Genomic DNA, 22,672 nt, shown 5'->3' with positions numbered 1-22,672 from the left:
ATACAGCTCTGTCTCTCATATCTTGATCATGTTGTCAAGTTCGCCTGAGCTGCTGCCCTGATTTAGAGCAACCCCGGTTCCGTAGTTAAGTATTGACGACCCTTAGCGATAGTCGCGGACAATCCTCCCAAGGCGCGTCAATCCCGGCGTCTTTTGTATACACCGGCTCGCGAAGAAACGCCGCAGTTCCGAACGCGCCCATGTCTGGCGCGATGCGCGGAAACGGCTTGATGCCAGCCCTGTAATCCTCCGGGATATTTGGTGCGGTGACAAACTTGAGCCGGTGTTGCACGGTGTCCGTCAGCAACACGGCGCAGCGCATACCGTCGGCCTGTTCCTCGACCGGCCTGACCAGTGTCTCAAGAATCTCCTGCAGCGGCGCCCCACTCGCGATCCGCTCGAGCACCCGGCGCTGACTATCAAGGAGCGCAGCACGAGTCTGTCGTCCAATTGTTTGTGTAGTCACTCCTGAAATCAAGAGCTCGTAGGCGGTCTGATCAATGCGCTCGCGCGCGCTGGTTCGGCGATGTGGGGTTGGATTGCAATGTTGGGAATGACGCACGTTCATATGTTTGGTCAATATAAATTTAGACAGCATGTCCACTCGAGTGCAAGGACGCGATTTCGGCCAGCACGATACGCTACGACTGAGCTCGGACCAATGTGTTCCATGATGCCGGCCGGCGGCTCCACCGGAGGTTGGCGGATCATTAACTATCTTTCATATTTCGGCCTGGAGAGCCTCCCGGCCGCCTCACCGCTGGGGCGTTGCGTAATCTTGATTCCCAGACACGCCGAAGTGCATCGCCCTCGGTTCGTTGTAGGTCAGCGGCGCGCGGCGGCCGCACACTGAAATAGATATCCGCCGACAGAGCCCGCGGATGCTCGACTGCATCTTGTCGCCCGTGCCGGGCTCTGTTTGCTGAAGTATGGCTGAAGATCACCTGTCTCAGAAATCCGATCAAGCGCTCTCTTTCGAAGATTAACGGACCTTAATGATTCGTCAATACGTGAGCAATCCTTCGACATGCATAGTGTGCCTCCGATACCGCTACCGAAACGCGAGCGTAGATGGAATGCGGACTAAGCACGACGGTGCAGCAGCATCGCCCTCTTGACAGGAACACATCACGAGACAGAGCCATGGAAACCATTCAACTCGGCAACACAAATATCGTCGCTTCCCGCATCGGCCTGGGCACCTGGGCTGTCGGCGGCTGGATGTGGGGTGGAACCGACGAGCAGCAGGCGATCGCCACGATTCAGAGCGCCCTCGATCGAGGTATCACGCTTATCGACACCGCACCGGTCTACGGATTCGGCCGGTCGGAAGAGATCGTGGGCAAAGCATTGGCCGAGGGCGGTCGGCGCACCCGCACGGTTATCGCCACCAAAATGGCGCTGGAGTGGCGCGACGGCAAAGTGTTTCGAAACTCAACGCGCGCGCGGATTCGCCAGGAGATCGAAGATTCGTTGCGCAGGCTTCGCACCGATTACATTGATCTGTACCAGGTGCACTGGCCTGATCCCAGAGTGCCCATTGAGGAGACTGCTGCAGCCCTGGGCGAGTTGCGCGCAGAGGGCAAGATCCGGGCAATCGGTGTGAGCAACTACAGCCCGACGCAGATGGAGGCCTTTCACAAAATTGCACCACTGCACACGGTGCAGCCACCTTACAACCTGTTCGAGCGCGACATCGAGAAGGACGTGCTGCCTTACGCCCGCAGGGCCGGCGTCACCGTGCTGGCTTATGGGGCGCTGTGCCTTGGGCTGCTGACCGGCAAGATCGGCGAGGGCACACGCTTCAAGGGCGATGACCTGCGCAAGGCCGATCCGAAATTCCAGCAGCCGCGCCTCGGCCAGTACCTGGCGGCCGTGCACGCACTGGAGGAGTTCGCACATCAGCGCTACGGCAAGAGTGTGCTCGCTCTGGCCGTGCGCTGGATCCTCGATCAGGGCGGCACCATCGCATTGTGGGGCGCGCGCAAGCCCGGGCAGCTTGACGCTGTCGACGACGCGCTGGGGTGGTCGCTCGATACCTCGGCAATGCGCGAAATCGACGCCATCCTCGCATTGCATGTGAAGGACCCGGTCGGCCCCGAGTTCATGGCACCGCCGGCGCGCGGCGTAGTTGAGAGCGTCCCGGCTTGAGCACACTGTCAGCCACAACCCAAAAGGAAACAAAGATCATGTTGCATCGATATCTCCCCCCACCGGGCCGTTGTCATGGCCGGCCTTTTTCTTGTCGCATGCGCGGCCTATGCCCAGGCGCCCTCGCCTGCGACCGATGGCCGTCCAGCGGAACTGAACAATTCACCGCTGGCGCCAAACCCGCCCGCGCTGATGGCGAAGAGCGCGAACGACATCCCCGTGAGCAAGATCAAACTGCCTCCGGGCTTTGCGATCGAGCTGTGGGCCAGCGGGCTGGCGAACGCCCGCTCCATCGCGGTCGGGTCGAAGGGCACGGTGTTCGTCGGCACGCGGCTCGCCGGCAACGTCTACGCCGTGGTGCACAAGGGCGACCATCGCGAAGTCAAGACTATCGCTACGGGCCTGCACCGGCCCAACGGGGTCGCGTTCCGCGACGGCTCGTTGTACGTGGCCGAAATCTCGCGCGTGTTGCGCTATGACGATATCGAGAGCCGGCTGGACCATCCTCCCGCACCGGTAGTCGTATATGCCGACCTGCCCAAAGACGAACCGCATGGCTGGCGCTTTATCCGCTTCGGTCCCGACGGCTGGCTGTACGTCGGCATCGGAGCACCGTGCAACATCTGCAATCCGCCGGCGACCAACGCGCAGATTCGCCGCATCCGTCCCGACGGCTCGGCCGCAGAGGTTTATGCGCGCGGCGTGCGCAACACCGTCGGCTTCGACTGGGATCCTGCTAGCGGGCAGTTGTGGTTCACCGATAACGGACGCGACTGGTTAGGAGACGATCTCCCGAGCGACGAACTCAATCATGCCGCGGGACCTGGACTGAACTTCGGCTATCCGTTCTGCCACCAGGGCGACACACCGGATCCGGAATTCGCTAGCCTCGGCTCCTGCGCTGATGCCGTGCCACCTGCAGTGAAGCTGGGTGCGCACGTTGCCTCGCTCGGAATGCGTTTCTATACCGGCGGCATGTTCCCGCCGGACTATCGCAACCGCATCTTCATCGCCGAGCATGGCTCCTGGAATCGCAGCAAGAAATCGGGCTACCGAATCGTCTCCGTGGACAATTCCCGGCAGCCGCCAAGGTCCGAAGTGTTCGCCGACGGCTGGCTGGATAATCAGACGTACTGGGGCCGCCCGGTGGATGTGCAGGTCATGCCCGACGGGTCGCTGCTGGTCTCGGACGATGAGGCCGGTGCGCTGTATCGGATCAGCTATACCAGGTGATGCGTGATGACTACGTTGCTTGATCTGCTCGGACGTGGGTCACTGGCGTTTGCAGCCGTCGTGTTCGTGGTTGCGGCCGGGAATCCGCATCCGGTTGGAGCCGCGGATTCCGTCCCTGAAATGGCCGCAAACTGCGGCGCCTGCCATGGGCCCGCCGGCCGTTCTTCGATGACCGAGATACCTTCATTGGCTGGGCAGCCAGCGTACTACCTCACACTGCAGCTGACTTTATTCCGGGACCAGCAGCGCCAGTCTGCACGTATGTCGCCGATCGCTACGGCCCTGAGCGACAGCGAGGTGCGGCAGTTCAGCGCCTACTTTGCCGCGTTACCTCCGGCAGAACCGCTGGGCGGACAAGACAAAGCCCAAGTAGGCGAAGGTGAACGCCTGACCCAAGCCAATCACTGTGCCTCGTGCCACCTCGCGACCTTCGCCGGACAAAACCAGATGCCGCGCCTGGCTGGTCAGCGCGAGGACTATCTGCTCAAGGCGATGAAGGACTATGGGGACGGCAGTCGCCCGGGCTTCGACGGGACTATGACAGAGGTGCTGCACGGGCTTCCGGACCGGGATCTGGCGGCTCTCGCGCATTACCTGTCCCAGCTGCACTAGCACCTGTGCGACTGCACGTATCCAAATTCACGCAAAGGACCAACACATGCAACCATCGCATGCTGCACGAGTGGCGTTGATGGCGCTGATATTTCCAATGGTCTTAGGGATCGCGCGCGCCAGCGAAGTCAATATGTGGTTCGACGAAACAGGTGAGGTGCACTTTTCGGATATGCCTCTGGCGGACGTAAAAGCGCCTCGCGTGCCGCAGTCGGAGACATTTCGCGCAGGCATGAAGGCGCAGGGCAAGTCCCGTGGCGGCCTGAGCATCATCGCCGGCACGACTGCGCCGGACCCGACTTCTGACGCAGAGCCCGTTCACACGGAAGATCAACAGAACGCGGTAGCTGCCCAAGCAAACGCCGAGCGCCGTCACAAGATGATCGAGGATTGCGAGCAGAACAACGGCGTCGATTGCGAGCGCGAGGTAGACACGGAGCTAGGCGCCGAAGCGATCCAGCGTGGCGGTCATGTGATCCACCAGATGCGGTCGGCCGGGTCGATGCGCTGAGCTTGCTAAATATTGCCGGCCACCACCTGCATCGGTTTCGTCAAATGTACCGGCGGCACACATTCGACCTTACACTGCCAGCGACATTACATTCCGCTCGCGCCGCCACTTTGCCTGGCAGATCGGGCAGACCGCTTCACCGCGCTCGTCGAAAAGCATTTGCATGCCGCTGACCGGGTGAATCAAGTGCACCGGGCTTCGCAGTGTGTCGTCGCGTATATCCACACAAAACACGCAGAGCTTGATTTTCGGATACTTGGCCATGGCAGTGGAGACAGCGCCGAACCGGTCAGAGTTCAACAACCGGACATCGCGGACAAGCTTCTCCTGTTTTCAGGACATTCATGCCAACGGCTCACGCGGTGTACCAGGAATGCTGGAGCACGAGCATCTGAAGCATTGACGGACATATGTTCGAGGGACGCCGTCAGGCCTGTTCTGTTTCGGTGTGGCTGATCCACCATGCCGGATACCGGGTTGCGTCCATCTTCCCGAACTCGGCGAGGGAGGCCTCGTCGAAGCACTTCAGCGTGCGTGCCGCCACGGGCAACGAAACGCCGAGTGCTGCGGCTTCCTGCAGCATATCGCGCAGGTCCTTGCGCATGAAGTCGACGTCGAAGCTCGCTGCTGCCGTGTCGTTGCCCGCGAGCGCGGTGGCCACCAGGGCGCCGCGGGCCTTGAGGATGCCGGCGCCGATGTTGGAATCCGCCAACAGATCGATGAGCCTTTCCGGCTCGATCGGGACGCCCTGCATCAGACTGCATGCCTCGCCCAGGGCCTGCCAGAACACCGTGAGCAGCAGATTGGCCGCGAGCTTCATGTTGGCCCCCGCGCCCATCGGGCCGATCAGCTCGAACCTGCGACAGAGTTGATCGAGCAGCGGCTGGGCAGCCGCGAAGGCCTCGGGCGTACCCCCGGCGAACCCGACCAGCTTTCCTTCGCGGGCCGGTCTGACCGTGCCGCTGACCGGGCATTCGAGCAACGCCGCATCCCTGGCTGCCACCTTGGACGCGAGCGCGCGGTGGTCGTCTCCGCGCACAGTGCTCATTTCGATCAGCAGCTTGCCCCGCACGTCCCCCGACAGCAACCCATCCTTCCCGGTGTAGACGGCCTCCATGGCCGCAGTGTTGGTCAAGATGGTAATGATCCTGTCGCAGGCCGAAGCCAAAGCTGCGGGTGTCGGCGCAACGGCAGCTCCCGTAGCGGCAGCCACCGCGGTCTTCTCCGGTGCCCTGTTCCAAACTGTGACCTCGTGGTCCAGTTCCAGCAGCCGCAGGGCGATTGCCGTTCCCATCCGGCCTGTGCCGGCGATACCGATCTTCATTTCACTCTCCTGATTGAATCAAGCGTCGTCTGACTGCCCCTCGCGCGTCAATGACCACTGCTGTCGCCGCGGCGCGCCGCCTCGAAGAGGAACCACACGCGGCCTTCCGTCTCGTCGATCCAGGTCTCGATCAGGCTGGCGCTCGCCACATCCCGATGTTCGTCGCAGAGTCCGTGCGCCTCGCGAAGTCGCGTCGCGAGTTGTTTGTTGTCGTCGCGCAACTCTGCAAGCATATCGAGCGGCGTAACGTACTCCGCGTTGTTGTCCAGAACGCGCTGGAGGCGGGCAATGTGGCCGACGGAACGCAGCGTCGATCCGCCGATCTTGCGCACACGCTCGGCAATGCTGTCGGTGGTCGAGAAGATCTGGTTAGCCTGTTCATCCAGCAAGAGGTGGTAGTCGCGGAAGTGCGGGCCGGACACGTGCCAATGGAAGTTTTTCGTTTTCAGGTACAAGGCGAACAAGTCCGCCAGCAGCACGTTGAGTGCTCCCGAAATGTCGCGCGCCGCCTCCGCACCCAGATCCGTCAGGGTGTGAAGCGAAAGGTCCCGGGTATCGGGCCGGGTTATGGCATCGGTGATTCGGGTTATGGCATCCATGATCTTGACTCCTTCTCGGTAGGTGATTGCGACTTTGATCGCGGCCCCTGGGGCGGCCGGTCGTCCCGAACCGCCACGGTCTGCTCAGCCATTCAACACTTCACTTCGATAGAGCCAGTAAGGTCGGACCAACTGTGTTGCATGATGCCGGTCTTCGGCTCTGCCAGAGGTTGGCGGATCATTAACTAACTTTCATGTTGTGGCCCGCGCCCGACCGCCTTGCCGTTGGAGCATGGCGTTAACTTGACCCCTTATCGGCGCTCCCCTGCGCTTCATCGCTCGACGGTCCACCCGGGAACCGTGCGGCGTCCGGCCCCCAGACAAAACTTTCGGCTGACAAGCGGTCTGTGCGGCAAATCCGATCGCAGCGGAAATGACAAGGGCCAGAAACGTTGAAGTATCTGGCCCCCGGCGCTCTGAAGGTCGGCGGCGCGCGTCGGAGCATGGCTGAACATTGCCTGCCGCAAGAGCCAGATAAAGCGCTCCCTTCCGAAGATTAACGGAACTTAATGATCCGCCAATACCTGGCCAACCCACCGGCATGCATAGTGCTGCCTCATCGCCGCAACCGAAACGCGGAAACGTGGATGGAATGAGGACAAAACATGACGGACTTGCGTGAAATGCGTGTCAATACATTACGGAGCTACCCGCTACTGAGTCGCGCCGGCTCGCGTCCGGCGACCCCGGCGGCGGGTGCAACGCAAAGGACTCTGTTCATGCATTTGCATGGGGCACCGCGGCGATCTACCTGTTTCCTTTTAACGCTGACTGCAATTGCGCTTGTCGGCTGCAGCGAAGCGAGTCAGGCGCCGCCCGCTCCGCAACCTCCGGAAGTCAGCGTGGTGACGGTCCATCGCGCGAGCGTCCCTGTGAGCACTGAACTGCCGGGACGCACTTCCGCGCACCTCGTGGCGCAGGTCCGTGCCCGAGTCGACGGCATCGTCCTCTCCCGGCCTTTCACGGAAGGCGCAGACGTGAACGCGAGCCAGTTGCTATACCAGATCGATCCGGCGCCCTACCGCGCGGCGCTCGCGAGCGCCGCGGCGATGCTCGCGCGCGCCCAAGCCACGCTCGCCGCGGCCAACGTGCTGGTGGAGCGCTACAAGATCCTTCTCGGCGGCAACGGCGTCGCCCAGCAGGACTACGACAACGCGGTCGCGGCCCAGGGGCAGGCGTCCGCCGATGTCGCCACCGGAAAGGCCGCGGTCCAGACCGCGCAAATCAATCTCGGCTACACGAGTGTGGTGTCGCCCATCGAGGGACGCATCGGCCCTTCGGCGGTGACCCAGGGTGCCTTCGTGCAGGCGAGCGCCGCGACGCTGCTCGCGACCGTGCAGCAACTCGACCCGATCTATGTCGACCTCAACCAATCCAGCGTGCAGGGCCTGCAGCTGCGCCGCGACGTCGCGAGCGGAAGGCTGAAGCTGACCGGCCCGGGCCAGGCCAAGGTGACGCTCCTTCTCGAGGACGGCACTCAATATCCGCTTGCGGGGTCCTTGCAATTCACCGACGTCACGGTGGACCAGGGCACAGGCTCGGTGACCGTGCGCGCGCTGTTCCCCAACCCGAAAGCCGTGCTGTTGCCGGGCATGTTCGTCCGTGCACGCATCGACCAGGGGATCAACGACAACGTCGTGCTCGTCCCTCAAGTCGGCGTAACCCGTGACGCGAGCGGCAAGGCTACGGCGCTCGTCGTCGGCGCGGACAACAAGGTATCGCTGCGCGCGATCCAGGCCACCCGCACGACCGGCACCGATTGGGTGGTGGAGGACGGGCTGAACGAAGGCGATAAAGTGATCGTGGCTGGCGTGCAGAAAGTGCAGCCGGGAGCCACCGTTCGAGCCGTCGCTGTCGCGAGCGCCGCGCCGGCGCCCGTCGCATCGACGCCCCAACCTGCAGAGTCGAACTGACCATGGCCAGATTCTTCATCAACCGGCCGATCTTCGCGATCGTCATCGCGCTCATCATCATGCTGGCGGGCGGGCTGTCGATCCTCACGCTTCCGATCGATCAATACCCGCCCATCGCGCCGCCCACCGTGCAGATCAGCACGACCTACCCGGGCGCCTCGGTCAACACCGTCAACAATGTAGTCGTGCAGGTGATCGAGCAGCAGATGAGCGGCATCGACAACCTGATCTACATGTCGTCCGTGAGCGACGACACCGGCCAGTCCACCACGACCCTCACCTTCACGCCCGGCACCAACCCGGACATCGCGCAGGTGCAGGTGCAGAACAAGCTGCAGCTCGCCGTGCCGCTGCTTCCCGCGCAGGTTCAGCAGGCGGGCGTGCGCGTGACGAAATCCACCAACGCCTTCCTGATGTTCGTGGGCTTCATCTCCACCGACAACAGCATGTCGAAGTTCGACATCGCCAACTATGTGGTCTCGCATGTCCAGGATCCGATCAGCCGCGTAAACGGCGTCGGCAACCTCAACGTGAATGGGACCCAGTACGCGATGCGCATCTGGCTGGATCTCAACAAGCTGAACAACTACGCGCTGACGCCGCTCGACGTGAGCGCGGCGCTGCTCGCCCAAAACGTGCAGATTTCCGGGGGACAGCTGGGCGGCACGCCGGCGGTCGCCAACCAGCAGCTCACCGCGACGATCACGGAAGCGACGCTGCTCAGCACGCCGGAACAGTTCGGCGAGATCGTGCTCAAGGCCCTGCCCGACGGCTCCCAGGTTCGCCTTCGCGACGTGGCCCGTATCGCACTCGGCGCGGAGACCTTCATCATCGACAACAAGTACAACGGCGTTCCCGCTTCCGCGATCGGCATCCAGCTCGCGACGGGCGCGAACGCCCTCGACACGGCCAACGCCGTTCGCGCCAAGATCGCGGAGCTGAGGCCCTACTTTCCGCACGGGCTGAAGGACGTGTACCCGAACGACGTGACGCCGTTCATCAAGATCTCGATCCAGGAGGTGGTGAAGACGCTCCTCGAGGGGATCGCGCTCGTGGTCCTGGTGATGTTTCTCTTCCTGCAGAACTGGCGGGCCACTCTCATTCCCGCGATCGCGGTGCCGGTGGTGCTGCTCGGCACCTTCGGGCTCATGGCCGCGGTGGGCTTCACCATCAATACCCTTTCGATGTTCGGCCTGGTGCTGGCGATCGGTCTCCTCGTCGATGACGCCATCGTCGTGGTGGAGAACGTCGAGCGCGTGATGAGCGAGGAGAAGCTGGGCCCGAAGGAGGCGACCGAGAAGGCGATGAGCCAGATCACCGGCGCGCTGGTCGGCGTGGCAATGGTGCTGTCGGCGGTGTTCGTGCCGGTGGCCATGTCCAGCGGCACGGTGGGCGCCATCTACCGCCAGTTCTCGCTCACCATCGTCGCGGCGATGCTGCTGTCCGTATTCGTGGCGCTCACGCTCACGCCCGCGCTCTGCGCGACGCTCCTCAAGGCGTCGGATCGCGAGCATGCCGTGCGCCACGGATTCTTCGGGTGGTTCAACCGCGTCTTCGAGCGGGGACGCGACCGTTACGCCGGCGGCGTGCGCGGGGTGATCGCGCGGTCGGCGTGGGCTTTCGCCATCTACGCCGCGATCGTGGCCGCCGTGGGCCTGCTCTTCGTGCGGCTGCCCACCGCGTTCGTGCCGAACGAGGACCAGGGCTATTTCTTCGTCCAGGTGCAGACGCCGCCGGGCGCCACGCAGCAGCGCACCGGCGTCGTGCTCGACGACGTCGCGCAGTACCTCCTCAAGCAGGAATCGGCGAGCGTCGATGCCGCGTTCGTCATCAACGGCAACAACTTCGCCGGGCGCGGGCAGAGCCAGGGCATGGTCTACGTCCACCTGAAGGATTGGGGCGAGCGCAGCAAGGACCAGACGGTGCAGGCGGTGATCTCGCGCACCGCGGCGCAATTCAGGAACTACAAGGACGCGATCATCACCCCCGTGAACCCGCCGGCGATCCGCGGGCTGGGTACCTCCTCGGGCTTCGACTTCGAGCTGGAGGACCGCGCCGGATTGGGCTATGACGCGCTCCTCAAGGCGAAGGATCAGCTCATCGCCCTGGCGGCGAAGGACCCGGGCCTCGCGCAGGTGCGATTCAACGGCGTCGTCGACAACCCGACTTTCCGCATCGACGTGGACCGCGAGAAGGCCAGTGTCCTCGGCGTGGCCCTGAGCGACATCGACCAGACCTTCTCGGTCGCGTGGGGCTCGCGTTACGTGAACAACTTCCTCGACACCGATAACCGCATCAAGAAGGTGTACGTGCAGGCCGACGCGCAGTTCCGGATGAATCCCGAGGACCTGGACCGCCTCTACGTGCGCAACTCGAAGGGCGTGATGGTGCCGTTCTCCTCCTTCGCCACCGGCAGCTGGACTTACGGCCCGCCGCAGCTGCAGCGATACAACGGCGTAGCCGCCATGGAGATCCAGGGCCAGGCCGCGCCTGGCAAGAGCGCGGGGCAGGCGATGCTCGCCATGGAGGCGCTCGCGAAGCAAATGCCCGCGGGCATCGGCTTCGAATGGACCGGCATCTCGCTGCAGCAGCAGCAGGCGGGATCACAGGCGCCATACTTCTACGCGCTCTCGATGCTCGTGGTCTTCCTGAGCCTCGCCGCGCTCTACGAAAGCTGGTCGATCCCGGTCTCCGTGATGCTCGTGATCCCGATCGGCGTGTTGGGCGCGCTCCTCGCGGCGACGCTGTTGGGAGTACCGAACGGCGTCTATTTCCAGGTCGCGGTGCTCACCACGATCGGTCTGGGGGCCAAGAACGCCATCCTCATCGTGGAATTCGCGCGCGAGTTGCGCGAGGAGGGCCGCTCCGCCCTCGAGGCTGCGGTCGAGGCCGCGAAGATTCGGATGCGCCCGATCCTGATGACCTCCCTGGCGTTCCTCCTCGGCGTCCTTCCGCTCGCCATCGCGGCCGGCGCGGGATCGGCGAGCCAGAACGAGATCGGCATCGCCGTGATAGGCGGGATGCTGGCCGCGACTTTCCTCGGCCCGCTGCTCGTGCCGATGTTCTTCGAGGTGGTGAGCCGGAGATTCAGCCGCCCGAATCACGAACCGGCGGCCGCAATGGCGACGGGAGATTGACATGAGCATCAACGCACGGGGACCCTGGGCTCCCGACATCTCCGTTCCGGCATCCTTTTTCGGGATCGTGCTCGGCGTGATTGCGCTGGGAAGCGACTGGCGCGCCGCGGCCGGGCTGTGGAACCTGCCTCACGGCATCGGAGAGGCGATCATGCTCGCCGGTGTTTGCATCTGGGGAGTGCTCGTGGCGGGATATGCCGCGAAGTGGATGTGGCACCGCGACGAGGCGCTTGCGGAAGCGGCGCATCCGATCCAGTGCTGCTTCATCGGCCTCGTGCCGGTCTCGACGCTGCTCGTCTCGACCGCGTTGCTTCCCTATTCGCGCGCGGCGGCGATCGGCCTCTTCGCCCTCGGCGCCGCAGGGAGCCTCGCCTTTTCGGTCTGGCGCCATGGCGGATTGTGGAAGGGAGGCCGCGATCCGTCGACCACCACGCCGGTGCTCTATCTTCCGGCGGTCGCCGGAAGCTTCGTCGTCGCCACGGCCGCCGGTGCCCTCGGGTGGACCGCTTGGGGGCAGCTCTTCTTCGGCGCGGGGCTCTTCGCGTGGCTCGCCCTGGAATCGGTGATCCTTCATCGGCTGCTCGTCGCCGATGCGCTTGCCGTGCCGCTGCTACCCACGCTCGGTATCCAGCTCGCCCCACCCGCCGTGGGACTCGTCGCCTACCTCAGCGTAACGGATGGGGATCCCGGTCTCGTGGCGCAGATGCTCTTCGGTTACGCGCTGCTGCAAGGGTTGATCGTGCTGCGGCTCCTGCCCTGGATCCGGCGACAGCCGTTCGCACCGTCGTACTGGGCTTTCACCTTCGGCATGGGCGCCTTGTCGCTGGCCGCCGAACGCATGGTGGCTCGCGGCGTGGCCGGACCGGTGACGATCCTCGCTCCGGTTCTCTTCGTCGTGGCGAACGTGGTGATCGGATCCATCGCGATCGGCTCGATCGTCCAGCTCGCACGCGGGAAACTGCTTCCCGTTGCCGGGAGACTGACGTGAGCCCACGTTCCTTCATTCACCGCGCGCTTACGGCGCTCGTGCTTGCACTCTCCGCTGGCTGCTCGTTGCAGCCCACCTACGAGAGGCCGGCCGCGCCGGTAGCGGGAACCTTTCCATCGGGCGCCGCGTACAAGGCCGCGCAAGCCGGGCAGGCCGGCACGACTCTCCCGGCCGGGGACATCGGCTGGCGCGACTTCCTGCGCGACGCGCAGCTGCAGCGGCTGATGGAGATCGCGCTCGCCGATAACCGAGATCTGCGTGTCGCGATGCTGAACGTCGAGCAGGTTCGCGCGCAATACCGGATTCAGCGTGCGGCGCTCTTTCCCCAGGTATCAGGTTACGCCGACGCGTCGCGGTCGCGCACGCCGGCGGGAGTCTCGACCAGCGGAAAGACCACTACCACGCAGACCTACGAGGCCGGCGTCTCCGCCTCGTGGGAGATCGATTTCTTCGGCCGGCTGAGGAGCCTCAGCGACGCCGCGCTGCAGCAGTACTTCGCCTCGGCATACGCGCGGCAGGCCGCGGAGATCCTGCTCGTCTCGCAGGTCGCCGATCAATACCTCACGCTGCTCGCATTCGACGAGCAGATGCAGGTGACGCAGCAGACCGCAAAGACCGCGCAGGCCTCCTACGACATCGTGAAGCTGCAGTTCGACACCGGCACCGGCACCGAGCTCGCCTTGCGCCAGGCCCAGACCGTCGTCGAGCTGGCCCAGGCGAACTACGCGGCGCAGGTACGCGGCCGGGCGCAGGCCGAGAATGCGCTCGTGCTGCTGATCGGTCGGCCGTTGCCCGCCGACCTTCCGCCGCCGGTGCGCCTTGGGGCGCAGCCGATTCTCGCCGACATCCCGGAGGGCTTGCCGTCCGACCTGCTCACACGGCGTCCGGACATTCTTCAGGCCGAGGCGATCTTGCGCTCGGAGAACGCGAACATCGGTGCGGCGCGCGCGGCGTTTTTTCCCACCATCAACCTGACCGGCAGCCTAGGGACCGCCAGCGCGTCTCTCTCCGGATTGTTCGGCGGGGGCAGCACGTCCTGGTCGCTGATCCCGGCGCTCTCGGTCCCCATCTTCAATGCCGGAGCTCTCAAGGCCAGCCTCGACGTGGCGAAAATCCAGAAGGACATTGGCATCGCGCAGTACGAGAAGGCGATCCAGACGGCCTTCCGGGAAGTTTCGGATGGCCTTGCAGCGCGCGGGACCTATGACGACCAGGTTGCCGCGACCGAACGCTACACGGCGGCGCAGCAGCGGACGTTCGACCTTTCCACCTTCCGCTATCGAAACGGCGTCGACAACTATCTCACGGTGCTCACGGCGCAGATCGGCCTCTACGACGCGCAGCTCACGCTCGTCAGCACGCGGCTGCAGCGCCTCACCAACCTCGTCGACCTCTATCGGGCGCTCGGTGGCGGCTGGATCCAGACGACCGGCGATGAACCGCGGCCGGCCGACACTCTTGCGGCTGGCGCACCAATGCACGCGTCCGATCGATAAGCATGGCTACGCGCGAGCATCGCCTCTCCTCGGTGGAATGCATTCGCATTCAGTCCCCTGCCGAATACTCCAGACCCTCCCCCGGGGTGTTCGGCTTTTCAGGTCCATTGCTACGGCAATGGGCCTGCTTTCTCTTCAAGTGCACATGGCCGCGCAATGCATTGGCCACGGCACCGGGCAGCAGCCGTAAATGTTTGCATTGAATTCAAAGGACACTCCGACAAGTGACGGCGCCGCGCTTGTCGCCGGTTCACTCGGCACGTCATGGCTTCCCGGCGTGCTTAGCGTCGTCGCCGGCAGTACGGACATCATCGGCTTCCTTGGCCTTGGTGGCTTGTTCACCGCTCACATCACCGGCAATCTGGCAATCCTGGCGGCGCACGTCGCGAGCAGCGGTACAGCCGAGGTCGTGCAAATATTGTCGGTTCCGGTCTTCATTGTGGCAGTCGGTCTGACGAGACTGCTGGCCACCGGCTTGGAATCGGTCGGGCTCGCCACGCTGCGCCCCCTGCTTCTCCTGCAGTTCCTGCTTCTCGCCGGTTTTTTCGCGCTTTCTGTCGCTGCCGGTCCGCACCCGGACACGACTGCAACGAACGCCATTCTCGCGGGCATGATCGGCGTTTCGGCGATGGCGGTGCAAAATGCACTGGTGCAGATCTCGCTGGCGGGGACGCCCCCCACAGCGGTGATGACAGGCAACGTCACCCGCTTAACCATGGACGTTGCCGAAGTCCTGCTGGGGCGCGATCCCGACGCCGTGGCCAGCGCGCGTACCAGGGCGAAGCGTACCGCGCAGTCCATTGCGGGCTTCGCCGTCGGCTGCGGTCTCGGAGCGATGGGCGAGGTCGCAATCGGACTATGGTCGCTCGCTCTGCCCGCAGGTCTTGCGCTGCTCGCGCTGGCGATGGTTCTGCCGCCCGTCGCTTCCCTGAGGGGAAGACACTTTTCATTGCGCAGGAAAACCGATTAAGCAGATCCGAATCCCGATGCCACTTAGTTCACATAGGGAGCGTCCATGATGCCATGGGCAACCTCCACGCCAGCCCTCTCGGCGGCCTTTCTCGGTGCGCTTGTCGAAGCGGTCGAAGCGCTTACCATCGTGCTCGCCATCGGCACTGTTCGCGGCTGGCGTCCGGCAGGATCGGGTGCCTTCGCGGGTCTTGCGTTTCTTGCGCTGATCGTGATCGTACTCGGCCCGTTCCTCGATCGCGTTCCGCTGTCCGTCCTCCAACTCTTCATAGGCATTCTGTTGTTGCTGTTCGGCATGCGTTGGCTGAGAAAAGCGATCCTGCGCGCGGCGGGCGTCCTTCCCCATTATGATGAAACCAGGATATTCGCCACCGAAACGGCGGCATTGCGCGGGCAGGCTCGCCGCCTGGAGAAGCGCTTTGACTGGTTCGCCGCACTGGCGTGTTTCAAAGCAGTGCTTCTTGAAGGACTCGAGGTGGTATTTATCGTCATTGCCGTAGGCGCCGGCCGTGGTCTCCTGGGTCCTGCCAGCATTGGTGCGCTCGCCGCCTGCGCACTTGTCATTGCCGTCGGCTTCGTCCTGCGACTTCCACTCGCCCGCGTCCCCGAAAATACGCTCAAATTCGCCGTTGGCGTGATGCTGTCGGCGTTCGGTGTGTTCTGGACCGGCGAAGGACTTGGCGTGCCATGGCCGGGCGAGGACCTCGCCATCCTCGGCTTTGGGGCGCTGTTTCTGACGGTCGCGGTCATCGCTGTCGCGCTCCTGCGCCGGCCGATGGGCGAGGCCTCGTCATGAAGGCACTGATGAAGGTTGTTATCGAATTAATCGGCTTGTTCGTCGACGATGGCTGGCTGGCGCTGGCAATCATCGGCGTCGTTGCGGTAACGGCGCTCGTTGCCGCGCTCGCTCCGCATGATCCCGTGGCTGCCGGCGTCGTGCTGCTGGTCGGTTGTCCTGGCGTGCTTTTCGGCAACGTCATGAGAGCGCGACATCGCGGATTCGCGCATCCGAATCGTTAACGCTGAACCAGCGAACTATTTGCCTTCGATCAAGCGAGTTTCCAATTGACAATCTCATCAATGAACGGCGCACGCATTACTGGCGATGAAGCGGAAAATCGATTGTGGCTCCTTGCCAACCGGCATGTCACGGCAGTAAATTCGTATACTCTCGATCACCATGTCGACGTCGTCAGGGCGATATCCGCAATGGCAATGCAACCTTCGCCAAAAATCGTCTTTTTATCGCATACCGGATCCCGGAAGATGGAAGTGCCATGAAAATCCTGTGCGTGGAAGACAACGAGCGAGTGGCGCGCTTTGTGAAGAAAGGATTGATCGAAGCGGGACATACCGTGGATCACGCGGATAACGGGCGAGATGGCATGTTCCTCGCTGCCAGCGAGCCTTACGACGTGATAATCATGGATCGCATGCTGCCCGGGAATATCGATGGCCTGGGCATCATCGAAGCGGTGCGCAAGGCTGGGAACAAGACCCCGATCCTGATCCTGAGTGCCCTTTCCGATGTGGACGATCGCATCCGCGGTCTCAAGAGTGGCGGGGACGATTATCTCGTCAAGCCTTTTGCGTTCGGCGAGTTGCTGGCACGGCTCGACGCCCTTGTCAGGCGCTCGCAGGAGAGCAATGCGGAAACGACGCTGGTGGTCGATGACCTGTGCCTGAATCTCGTCTCGCGCAAGGTCACGCGCGCCGGTCAAGCCGTGATCCTTCAACCTCGTGAGTTCAAGCTTCTCGAATACCTGATGCGGCACGCCAATCAGGTGGTCACGAGAACCATGTTGCTTGAAAACGTCTGGGACTATCATTTCGATCCCCGCACAAACGTTATCGACGTCCACGTCAGCAAGCTGCGTCAGAAGATAGATGCGGGTTCGGAGCGAGCCCTGCTGCGCACCATCCGCAATGCAGGCTACATGTTGACGGCGGATGATTAGATTTCTGCGCTTTTCCGCCCTCAACCTCACGCTCGGTTACATTGTTCTGGGCATTGCGGTGCTCGCCTCGTTCGCCACACCCCTATGGATTGATTGGCGTCATGACATTCAGGCAGCGAGGATTGCGTCTATTCAGGAAGACTTCGAAAGGATGGTCGACATTTTTCGGAGAGAGGGCGTCAATGCCCTTGCTCGTTCGATAGATGAACAAGTGGGAACAAGGCTGGCATCCAACAGACTCGTGCTGTTCGCAAACCCTGCCTTTTCGCGCATTGCTGGCAATCTTACTGTCTGGCCCCCTGAGATTACCCAATCGTCCGGCATGTTCACGCTAACAATGGAACTAGGCGGTTCGACCGTACAAACGGTATTCATGCCCAGGACACTCCCCGGTGGATATAACCTTCTGGTCGGACGAGACGTCACCAGGTTTCAGCATCTGGAATCGCTGTTCAAGTTGGGGTTCGCGGGTGCAACGGGGATCATCATTCTGCTCGGAATTCTGGGCGGGCTACAAATTCGGCGTGTCCTTCTTTCCGAGGTACACGGCATCAGCCAGACCGCCTCTGCCATCGTCGAGGGAGACTTGTCCCGCCGTCTGCCGACGAACGGAGGGCGAGATGAACTGGACATGCTCGCACAAACGGTCAATCGCATGCTCGACCAGATCGAACAACTCGTGCATGGCGTTCGAAATGTTTCGAACGCGATTGCGCATGATCTGCGCACTCCGCTGGCGGAACTTCGCTCCCGACTGGAGGAGCTGTCCGTGACCCGGCCTTCCCCTGGCGAAACCTTTGCCGAAATCGAATCCGCGGTCGCCGATGTGGACCGGGTGATCGGAATCTTCCATGCCCTGCTACGCCTCGCCGAGATCGACACCGGCACGCGCCGTTCGGGTTTCGTTCAAGTCGATGTCGCCAGAATAGCTAGCGAGGCCGCCGAATTCTATCAACCCGTCGCGGAGCTCAAAGGAGTCATGCTCACCTTTGTTTCCTCAGGCGAGCTCACCGTAGCCGGCGATCCCCTCCTGCTCGCTCAAGCCATTGGAAACCTCATCGACAATGCGCTCAAGTATGCGCAGGAAGGGGGCGCGATCACGGTCCAGGCGATACGACGGTCGGATGGGGCCATTGAAGTCAGCGTCTCGGACGACGGTCCCGGCATCCCCGACGATGAGAAGCTTAAAGTAACCGAGCGCTTCTACCGCGGCGATGCGAGTCGTGGCACGGAAGGCGTGGGACTGGGGCTCAGCCTCGTGGCCGCTGTAGCAAAGCTCCACGGGGGCGTGTTAGAACTTACCGACAATCACCCAGGATTGCGGGCGACACTGATCATGTTTGCCGCTAACATCCATCCTAGCACTCTAACAGGACGCCTGATCCAACCAACGTAGCTTGTGGATTTTCGGCACTCCCCGTTGATCATATCAAGCGCGTCAACATTGCGCGGAATGAGGGCGCAGCCGGTCGAGCCGTTCGAGAATGCGGCCTGAACGGATAGACCTGAATGTAGGACAACATCGCATTGCCCGGTTTCTAAAGAAGGCTAGAATTAAGAAAAATGCCGGCGGAAACAAGCAGGCAATAAAAAACCAAACTGTCGGTCGATGTCGAGAACAGCAGCCCAGCACTACGCGCTCGTGATGCGTGACGCCAAGGACAACGTGTTCCTTGTCGCCGTCCGCGATTCTTCCCTTGTTGTAACTGCCGGTGGCATCGCTCACGACTGGCTTCCGATCGCCACTGGCTTCATCGACACGCGCTTTGCGAAAATCGTCGGCACGCTATTGTCCGATCTGGTTAGAAAAGCACAACAGGCGGGCAAGTTCATTTGACTGACGCGGCCAAATGAAGCAACGCATCACAGCGACTGCGCCAGCATCTTCGGACACAACCCGGAGTCAGGCATCGAGAGAACGGATTGCACGGCGGCACATGGCGGCGACCGTCGCCAGGCAATATCCCCATTCGGGCGTCGTTGAGATCGCAACCAAAATTCAACGATCCGCTGCAGGTCGAAAACGGGACGGTGTGTTGACCTATTCCTGGACAACATCGCGAGGAATATTCGTGGCGCTATAAACGCTCGTCAGAATTCTGACTAGGGTGGAGAATCATTTCGGTATCTGGAAGGTCAAGGTGATGATGTGCAGAAGTTACTAACCCTATGCCAGCCAGTTTGGTGCGATTGTTCGACCGCCACGCAAGACGCAGGAGCCATGGTTTTACGTATATTGGAATGCTGATTTTTATTGCCTTGATGGGCATTGTACTTGCCGGACCGGCACGGTCTGGAGTACGCAGAAGAAACGCGGGAATGGGCGCGAAGCACTTCGCTAAAACCATCGATGAATTGCTGCTCGACCGACGGTACCAACCTTGGCTATACAGCGGAATCCCAATGCAAAACCGGGTCGGTCTGAAATAAAAAACAGGATCAATTGACAGTTAAAATCAACACCGCGTATCGCGAGACTTTCCTGGCGGCAGTCTCGTCTATTTTGTGTTCTTATAATAATTGACTTCTTGTACTTTGCGCGGTACATTGTACTCTACAAGGTACAGGCGGGATGTCAGAAAAATCACGAAAAAGAATTCCTGCGGTCTTCTACTGCTCGTCAACCGGCACCGAGCCAGTGCGGGGCTGGCTTAAGAAATTATCTGCGGAGGACCGCCGCGTGATCGGGCTCGATATCGCAACGATTGAATTTGGCTGGCCGGTGGGAATGCCCGTCTGCCGCCCGATCGTCTCGCGCCGCGGCCTTTGGGAGGTCCGCAGCACGTTGAACGGGGGGCGCATCGCCCGTGTGCTGTTCTGCATCCATGGAAGCCAGTTGGTGCTTCTGCATGGATTCATCAAGAAGACGCAACAGACGCCGGACCGTGATCTGGATCTGGCGATGAAGCGAAAGAAGGAGATTGAACGATGAGCAAGAAACACATGGGCTCTTCCTTTGAGGACTTCCTCAAGGAAGACGGCACTTACGAAGAAATCACCACCCAGGCCATTAAACGTGTCCTGGCGTGGCAAATTGCCGAGATCATGAAGGCCCAGGGCATCAGCAAGCTGGAGATGGCGCGACGCATGCACACCAGCCGCAGCCAGCTTGATCGTTTCCTCGATCCTGACAATGACAAGGTGCTGCTGGAGACCGTGCAGCGCGCCGCGTCTGCGATCGGCAAACGGGTTTCTATTAGTCTCGAAGACACCGAACCCGCTCCGGTCTAGTAAATCAAGGCGGTTGTTTATTGAAATTGGGGCTGTCGGAAGTGAACATCAACAGGCTCGATTCCCCGACAGTAATCGTGGGGAGATTTTGGGGACTCGAGGGAACAACAGCGGGCAAAACAGCGCGAAATGGGGAACGGGCGGCGCTGTAGTTCTTAGTTAAAACAACAAATTGCGCCTGCAGGAAGAGCTACGAACCAAGGGGTCGTGGGTTCAAATCCTGTCCGGCGCGCAAGAAATATCGCGCTGCCGGCAGTCTGTGCAATTGACTCCCGAGCCTGCGGGCACAGGGTAGCCGTCAAGCGGCAGGTGGATTAGTTTTCTTGGACCATAGCTTCCCCGGACATCGGCAGCAGGTTTACCGGCCAAGCAACTCTGGCCGGCCAACGCTTCAGGCCTGCTCCATCGAAACCCACTCGAACATCGCGCGTGCGTAATCGTCTCCGCGCCGCATGAGGCGCACGCCGCGGAGGTATCGCGCCGACTCTTCCCCCGTCGCTTCATAGACGCGGCCCTCCTTCCAGCTTTCGGGCGGTAGCAGCAAAGTGGACTTTGGCGACACTGCGGAATCGACCGGCAGGATGATCGCGCGCACGAGGTTAAAACCAAATTGCCGCGCCGTTTCCTCCGTGTAGAGGCTCTCCTCGTCCTTCCCGACGAGCACGCGTAGCTGCACCGCCTGCGGAGCGCGGCTCAGGATGGCGATGTTGGCGCGCAGGCTGCGACCCAGCTCGGCATGCATGGAGCGGATTACGCCCAGCCAGCACTCGTCATCGCCGTGCATCAAAACACCGACGATGTCGCCGCATCGCGCCCAGTCGTACGATTGTTGCGAGATCTCCACCCCGAGTTCGTTGCCGCCGGCGTCCAGCAGGGTCCACGTTTCCGGTGCCTGCGGTGCATCATCGCCGTCTTCCGCCAGCGTCAACTCGATTGTGGCTGATCGGGCGCGCGAAAGGTGCTGCCAGATCCCTGAGTAGCGATGAACGACATGTAATGTGCCCGTCGCCTCCGAGCGGGCGGGCGGCAAGTACGGGGACGTGGCGCTCCAGAACGCGAGCAGATGCTGAATAGCCGAGACTTGCACGTGCGGGGCGATGTCCCTGCCGAACGCTGGGATGTCCGCGGTCGTTGCTATCGCCAACTGTTTGTAGAGTCGCTCCAGGGTATTGAATGCTGCTCCTGCGCCGAAATAGCGGATTTCGGTATCCGTACCCGGCGGCTGGCCGGCCGCGCGGCATGGCGGGCGGTCGCTCGCCGGAGCGAAGCAGAATGGACCATCGGTGGCGCCGCGCGTGCGCAGCGTAAAATCTCCCCGCAGTTGCGCGATCACCCGGTCGGCCACTTCGATTTGCTCAGGCGCCATCATATCCGGCACGCTTGACTGCAGCATCAGCAGCCGCAGTAACTCCTGCGTCACGCTCGTCAACGTCTTGTGGGCAGCGTGCATGCATACGGGCGTCGCTGCGCAACCCGCCTTCTCCGCATCGCCATATACGGCATATGCCAACTGCCACAGCTTCGGTGGAACGCTCAGGTAGCGGACGAGGCAGATTTTCGCCAGCGTTCGACAGGCATCAAGGCCCCGTGCCGCGCCAGCCGCACCCAGAAGGTGGAGCGACGGATTGGCCGTTGCTTCATTCAGCAGAAGTCTGGCGGATGTGCAGAGCGCAGCCGTCAACATCTTCTGATAGTTGATGAGGGCGTTCCAATCCGCCTCCCGCGTTGGCTGCTTGTCGGCGGTTTTAGTGAGAAATTGCGCCAGCAGCGGGGACAGGTGCGCGTCTCCCGCTTCCTGGATCAGCGACAGGTTATGGCTGCGGGCTGTTTCGTCGTGGCTGGATGCAGCCTGGAGCTTGTCAAGCCGACCGCGCAGGCTATCAAGCGCAGTAACTGGATCGGCTCCGCGCAATTCGGGGAGTAGTTTCGCTGCCGAGGCCGGATCGGGCATCGGATGGTCCGCATGACCATCGTCTTTTCTGATCCAGTTCATTGGCAATGCGCTCTCCCGCCTGCATGAATCCGTTCGGGGGACTACTCCCGCACGGACGATTCGGGAATGCACTAAGTAAAAAATCATTATAGCTCTGAGGATGGCGACGCGAGCGTGCGGCGGGAGCGGCAGGCTGGGAATATTTCGCGCAGTAACCGTGCGATTTGTTGTCACGTGGCGACAAAATTCAATGCTGCGAGGCGCCTGCACGCGCCGTTCCCCAGCGATTGCGGGAACGTAGATACTTGTTCGGGAATCTCTGCGAAACCCTCGATCGGAGCCCCTGCGTCATCAAGGTTCACTCTGACGTGAGGGAAGTTGGTTCGAGCTCTTGTCGGGGACCCGATTGGAACTCGAACGCGGTTAGCTAATCGATCGAAATAGCCTCAACCCAGTGCCCAGATTCATCCTGTCCAGCGCGCCAGTACATCAAACGGTTAGATGCGAAAGCGTCTAGCCGTTTTTCATTTGCGTGGGGACTTTATGGGGACTTGTCTCCCCGCGAGCTTCCCTTGCAATCATTGCCAGGCTTCGATTCGTCCGACTGCGCTCATCGG

Annotated in this window: 21 protein-coding genes; 16 read left to right on the top strand and 5 right to left on the bottom strand. The window is 61.9% G+C overall.

From position 1 onward, the window contains the following. Nucleotides 1–85 precede the first annotated feature (85 nt). On the bottom strand, nt 86–598 hold the full coding sequence (locus tag HY067_03265; protein MBI3526965.1) for a hypothetical protein: 513 nt from the start codon (nt 596–598) through the stop codon (nt 86–88). A 545-nt stretch (nt 599–1,143) separates the two neighbouring features. Here HY067_03265 and HY067_03260 point away from each other — a divergent pair. From HY067_03260 to HY067_03245, 4 genes are all read left to right on the top strand, one after another. Further along, nucleotides 1,144–2,151: an aldo/keto reductase gene (locus HY067_03260; protein ID MBI3526964.1), complete on the top strand. Its 1,008-nt coding sequence runs from the start codon at nt 1,144–1,146 to the stop codon at nt 2,149–2,151. A gap of 192 nt (nt 2,152–2,343) precedes the next feature. Next, nucleotides 2,344–3,384, top strand: a complete 1,041-nt coding sequence (locus tag HY067_03255) for a sorbosone dehydrogenase family protein (GenBank protein ID MBI3526963.1) — start codon at nt 2,344–2,346, stop codon at nt 3,382–3,384. Between the two features lie 6 nt (nt 3,385–3,390). Then, complete coding sequence (locus tag HY067_03250; protein MBI3526962.1) at nt 3,391–3,996, top strand: c-type cytochrome; 606 nt, start codon at nt 3,391–3,393, stop codon at nt 3,994–3,996. 79 nt (nt 3,997–4,075) lie between these two features. Next, a complete protein-coding gene (locus tag HY067_03245; protein MBI3526961.1) occupies nt 4,076–4,507 on the top strand; it encodes a DUF4124 domain-containing protein in 432 nt (143 codons plus the stop codon). Nucleotides 4,508–4,576: 69 nt separating this feature from the next. Here HY067_03245 and HY067_03240 read toward each other — a convergent pair whose 3' ends face one another. The 3 genes from HY067_03240 to HY067_03230 all read right to left on the bottom strand — a co-directional run bounded on the left by HY067_03240 (nt 4,577) and on the right by HY067_03230 (nt 6,430). Continuing rightward, nucleotides 4,577–4,771: a hypothetical protein gene (locus HY067_03240; GenBank protein MBI3526960.1), complete on the bottom strand. Its 195-nt coding sequence runs from the start codon at nt 4,769–4,771 to the stop codon at nt 4,577–4,579. Between the two features lie 163 nt (nt 4,772–4,934). Next, entirely contained in the window at nt 4,935–5,831 is an 897-nt protein-coding gene (locus HY067_03235) for an NAD(P)-dependent oxidoreductase (GenBank protein ID MBI3526959.1), read from the bottom strand. A gap of 47 nt (nt 5,832–5,878) precedes the next feature. Then, nucleotides 5,879–6,430 carry a DNA starvation/stationary phase protection protein gene (locus tag HY067_03230; GenBank protein MBI3526958.1) on the bottom strand — a complete coding sequence of 184 codons (552 nt, stop codon included), beginning with the start codon at nt 6,428–6,430 and terminating at the stop codon, nt 5,879–5,881. Nucleotides 6,431–7,149: 719 nt separating this feature from the next. Between HY067_03230 and HY067_03225 the strand changes: the two genes are divergently transcribed. The 12 genes from HY067_03225 (at nt 7,150) to HY067_03170 (ending at nt 20,122) form a co-directional block, all read left to right on the top strand. After that, nucleotides 7,150–8,343, top strand: a complete 1,194-nt coding sequence (locus HY067_03225) for an efflux RND transporter periplasmic adaptor subunit (protein ID MBI3526957.1) — start codon at nt 7,150–7,152, stop codon at nt 8,341–8,343. A gap of 2 nt (nt 8,344–8,345) precedes the next feature. After that, complete coding sequence (locus tag HY067_03220) at nt 8,346–11,480, top strand: efflux RND transporter permease subunit (protein ID MBI3526956.1); 3,135 nt, start codon at nt 8,346–8,348, stop codon at nt 11,478–11,480. A 1-nt stretch (nt 11,481) separates the two neighbouring features. After that, nucleotides 11,482–12,468: a dicarboxylate transporter/tellurite-resistance protein TehA gene (tehA, locus tag HY067_03215; GenBank protein ID MBI3526955.1), complete on the top strand. Its 987-nt coding sequence runs from the start codon at nt 11,482–11,484 to the stop codon at nt 12,466–12,468. Next, entirely contained in the window at nt 12,465–13,964 is a 1,500-nt protein-coding gene (locus HY067_03210; protein MBI3526954.1) for an efflux transporter outer membrane subunit, read from the top strand. Before tehA ends, HY067_03210 begins: the two co-directional genes overlap by 4 nt. Nucleotides 13,965–14,154: 190 nt before the next feature. Next, nucleotides 14,155–14,934 carry a DUF1275 family protein gene (locus HY067_03205; protein MBI3526953.1) on the top strand — a complete coding sequence of 260 codons (780 nt, stop codon included), beginning with the start codon at nt 14,155–14,157 and terminating at the stop codon, nt 14,932–14,934. A 45-nt stretch (nt 14,935–14,979) separates the two neighbouring features. Next, nucleotides 14,980–15,729 (top strand): TMEM165/GDT1 family protein, encoded by a 750-nt coding sequence (locus HY067_03200; protein ID MBI3526952.1) that lies wholly within the window; start codon nt 14,980–14,982, stop codon nt 15,727–15,729. Next, a complete protein-coding gene (locus HY067_03195; protein ID MBI3526951.1) occupies nt 15,726–15,953 on the top strand; it encodes a hypothetical protein in 228 nt (75 codons plus the stop codon). The genes HY067_03200 and HY067_03195 overlap by 4 nt, the downstream gene beginning before the upstream one ends. A gap of 257 nt (nt 15,954–16,210) precedes the next feature. After that, entirely contained in the window at nt 16,211–16,891 is a 681-nt protein-coding gene (locus HY067_03190) for a response regulator transcription factor (GenBank protein MBI3526950.1), read from the top strand. After that, the gene (locus HY067_03185; protein ID MBI3526949.1) at nt 16,884–18,287 is read left to right on the top strand and encodes a HAMP domain-containing protein; all 1,404 of its coding nucleotides are present in this window, start codon (nt 16,884–16,886) and stop codon (nt 18,285–18,287) included. Before HY067_03190 ends, HY067_03185 begins: the two co-directional genes overlap by 8 nt. 213 nt (nt 18,288–18,500) lie before the next feature. Continuing rightward, nucleotides 18,501–18,728, top strand: coding sequence for a hypothetical protein (locus HY067_03180; GenBank protein ID MBI3526948.1), 228 nt, complete (start codon nt 18,501–18,503; stop codon nt 18,726–18,728). Nucleotides 18,729–19,463: 735 nt separating this feature from the next. Beyond that, nucleotides 19,464–19,823, top strand: a complete 360-nt coding sequence (locus tag HY067_03175; protein ID MBI3526947.1) for a type II toxin-antitoxin system RelE/ParE family toxin — start codon at nt 19,464–19,466, stop codon at nt 19,821–19,823. After that, nucleotides 19,820–20,122 (top strand): XRE family transcriptional regulator, encoded by a 303-nt coding sequence (locus tag HY067_03170; GenBank protein MBI3526946.1) that lies wholly within the window; start codon nt 19,820–19,822, stop codon nt 20,120–20,122. Before HY067_03175 ends, HY067_03170 begins: the two co-directional genes overlap by 4 nt. 391 nt (nt 20,123–20,513) lie before the next feature. Here the strand turns inward: HY067_03170 and HY067_03165 are convergent, their stop codons facing one another. Next, a complete protein-coding gene (locus HY067_03165; GenBank protein ID MBI3526945.1) occupies nt 20,514–22,115 on the bottom strand; it encodes a hypothetical protein in 1,602 nt (533 codons plus the stop codon). Nucleotides 22,116–22,672: the final 557 nt, after the last annotated feature.

Source organism: Betaproteobacteria bacterium (assembly GCA_016194905.1).
Lineage (GTDB): Bacteria > Pseudomonadota > Gammaproteobacteria > Burkholderiales > JACQAP01 > JACQAP01.
The sequence above is the reverse complement of the archived record's forward strand: the minus strand, read 5'-3'. Positions and strand labels throughout refer to the sequence as shown.

Excerpts from the sequence above, each read along its gene's own strand:
- HY067_03265 (MBI3526965.1), bottom strand. The coding sequence starts at position 598 with ATGCTGTCTAAATTTATATTGACCAAACATATGAACGTGCGTCATTCC.
- HY067_03260 (MBI3526964.1), top strand. The coding sequence starts at position 1,144 with ATGGAAACCATTCAACTCGGCAACACAAATATCGTCGCTTCCCGCATC.
- HY067_03255 (MBI3526963.1), top strand. The coding sequence starts at position 2,344 with ATGGCGAAGAGCGCGAACGACATCCCCGTGAGCAAGATCAAACTGCCT.
- HY067_03250 (MBI3526962.1), top strand. The coding sequence starts at position 3,391 with ATGACTACGTTGCTTGATCTGCTCGGACGTGGGTCACTGGCGTTTGCA.
- HY067_03245 (MBI3526961.1), top strand. The coding sequence starts at position 4,076 with ATGGCGCTGATATTTCCAATGGTCTTAGGGATCGCGCGCGCCAGCGAA.
- HY067_03240 (MBI3526960.1), bottom strand. The coding sequence starts at position 4,771 with ATGGCCAAGTATCCGAAAATCAAGCTCTGCGTGTTTTGTGTGGATATA.
- HY067_03235 (MBI3526959.1), bottom strand. The coding sequence starts at position 5,831 with ATGAAGATCGGTATCGCCGGCACAGGCCGGATGGGAACGGCAATCGCC.
- HY067_03230 (MBI3526958.1), bottom strand. The coding sequence starts at position 6,430 with ATGGATGCCATAACCCGAATCACCGATGCCATAACCCGGCCCGATACC.
- HY067_03225 (MBI3526957.1), top strand. The coding sequence starts at position 7,150 with ATGCATTTGCATGGGGCACCGCGGCGATCTACCTGTTTCCTTTTAACG.
- HY067_03220 (MBI3526956.1), top strand. The coding sequence starts at position 8,346 with ATGGCCAGATTCTTCATCAACCGGCCGATCTTCGCGATCGTCATCGCG.
- tehA (MBI3526955.1), top strand. The coding sequence starts at position 11,482 with ATGAGCATCAACGCACGGGGACCCTGGGCTCCCGACATCTCCGTTCCG.
- HY067_03205 (MBI3526953.1), top strand. The coding sequence starts at position 14,155 with ATGTTTGCATTGAATTCAAAGGACACTCCGACAAGTGACGGCGCCGCG.
- HY067_03200 (MBI3526952.1), top strand. The coding sequence starts at position 14,980 with ATGATGCCATGGGCAACCTCCACGCCAGCCCTCTCGGCGGCCTTTCTC.
- HY067_03195 (MBI3526951.1), top strand. The coding sequence starts at position 15,726 with ATGAAGGCACTGATGAAGGTTGTTATCGAATTAATCGGCTTGTTCGTC.
- HY067_03190 (MBI3526950.1), top strand. The coding sequence starts at position 16,211 with ATGAAAATCCTGTGCGTGGAAGACAACGAGCGAGTGGCGCGCTTTGTG.
- HY067_03185 (MBI3526949.1), top strand. The coding sequence starts at position 16,884 with ATGATTAGATTTCTGCGCTTTTCCGCCCTCAACCTCACGCTCGGTTAC.
- HY067_03180 (MBI3526948.1), top strand. The coding sequence starts at position 18,501 with ATGTCGAGAACAGCAGCCCAGCACTACGCGCTCGTGATGCGTGACGCC.
- HY067_03175 (MBI3526947.1), top strand. The coding sequence starts at position 19,464 with ATGTCAGAAAAATCACGAAAAAGAATTCCTGCGGTCTTCTACTGCTCG.
- HY067_03170 (MBI3526946.1), top strand. The coding sequence starts at position 19,820 with ATGAGCAAGAAACACATGGGCTCTTCCTTTGAGGACTTCCTCAAGGAA.
- HY067_03165 (MBI3526945.1), bottom strand. The coding sequence starts at position 22,115 with ATGAACTGGATCAGAAAAGACGATGGTCATGCGGACCATCCGATGCCC.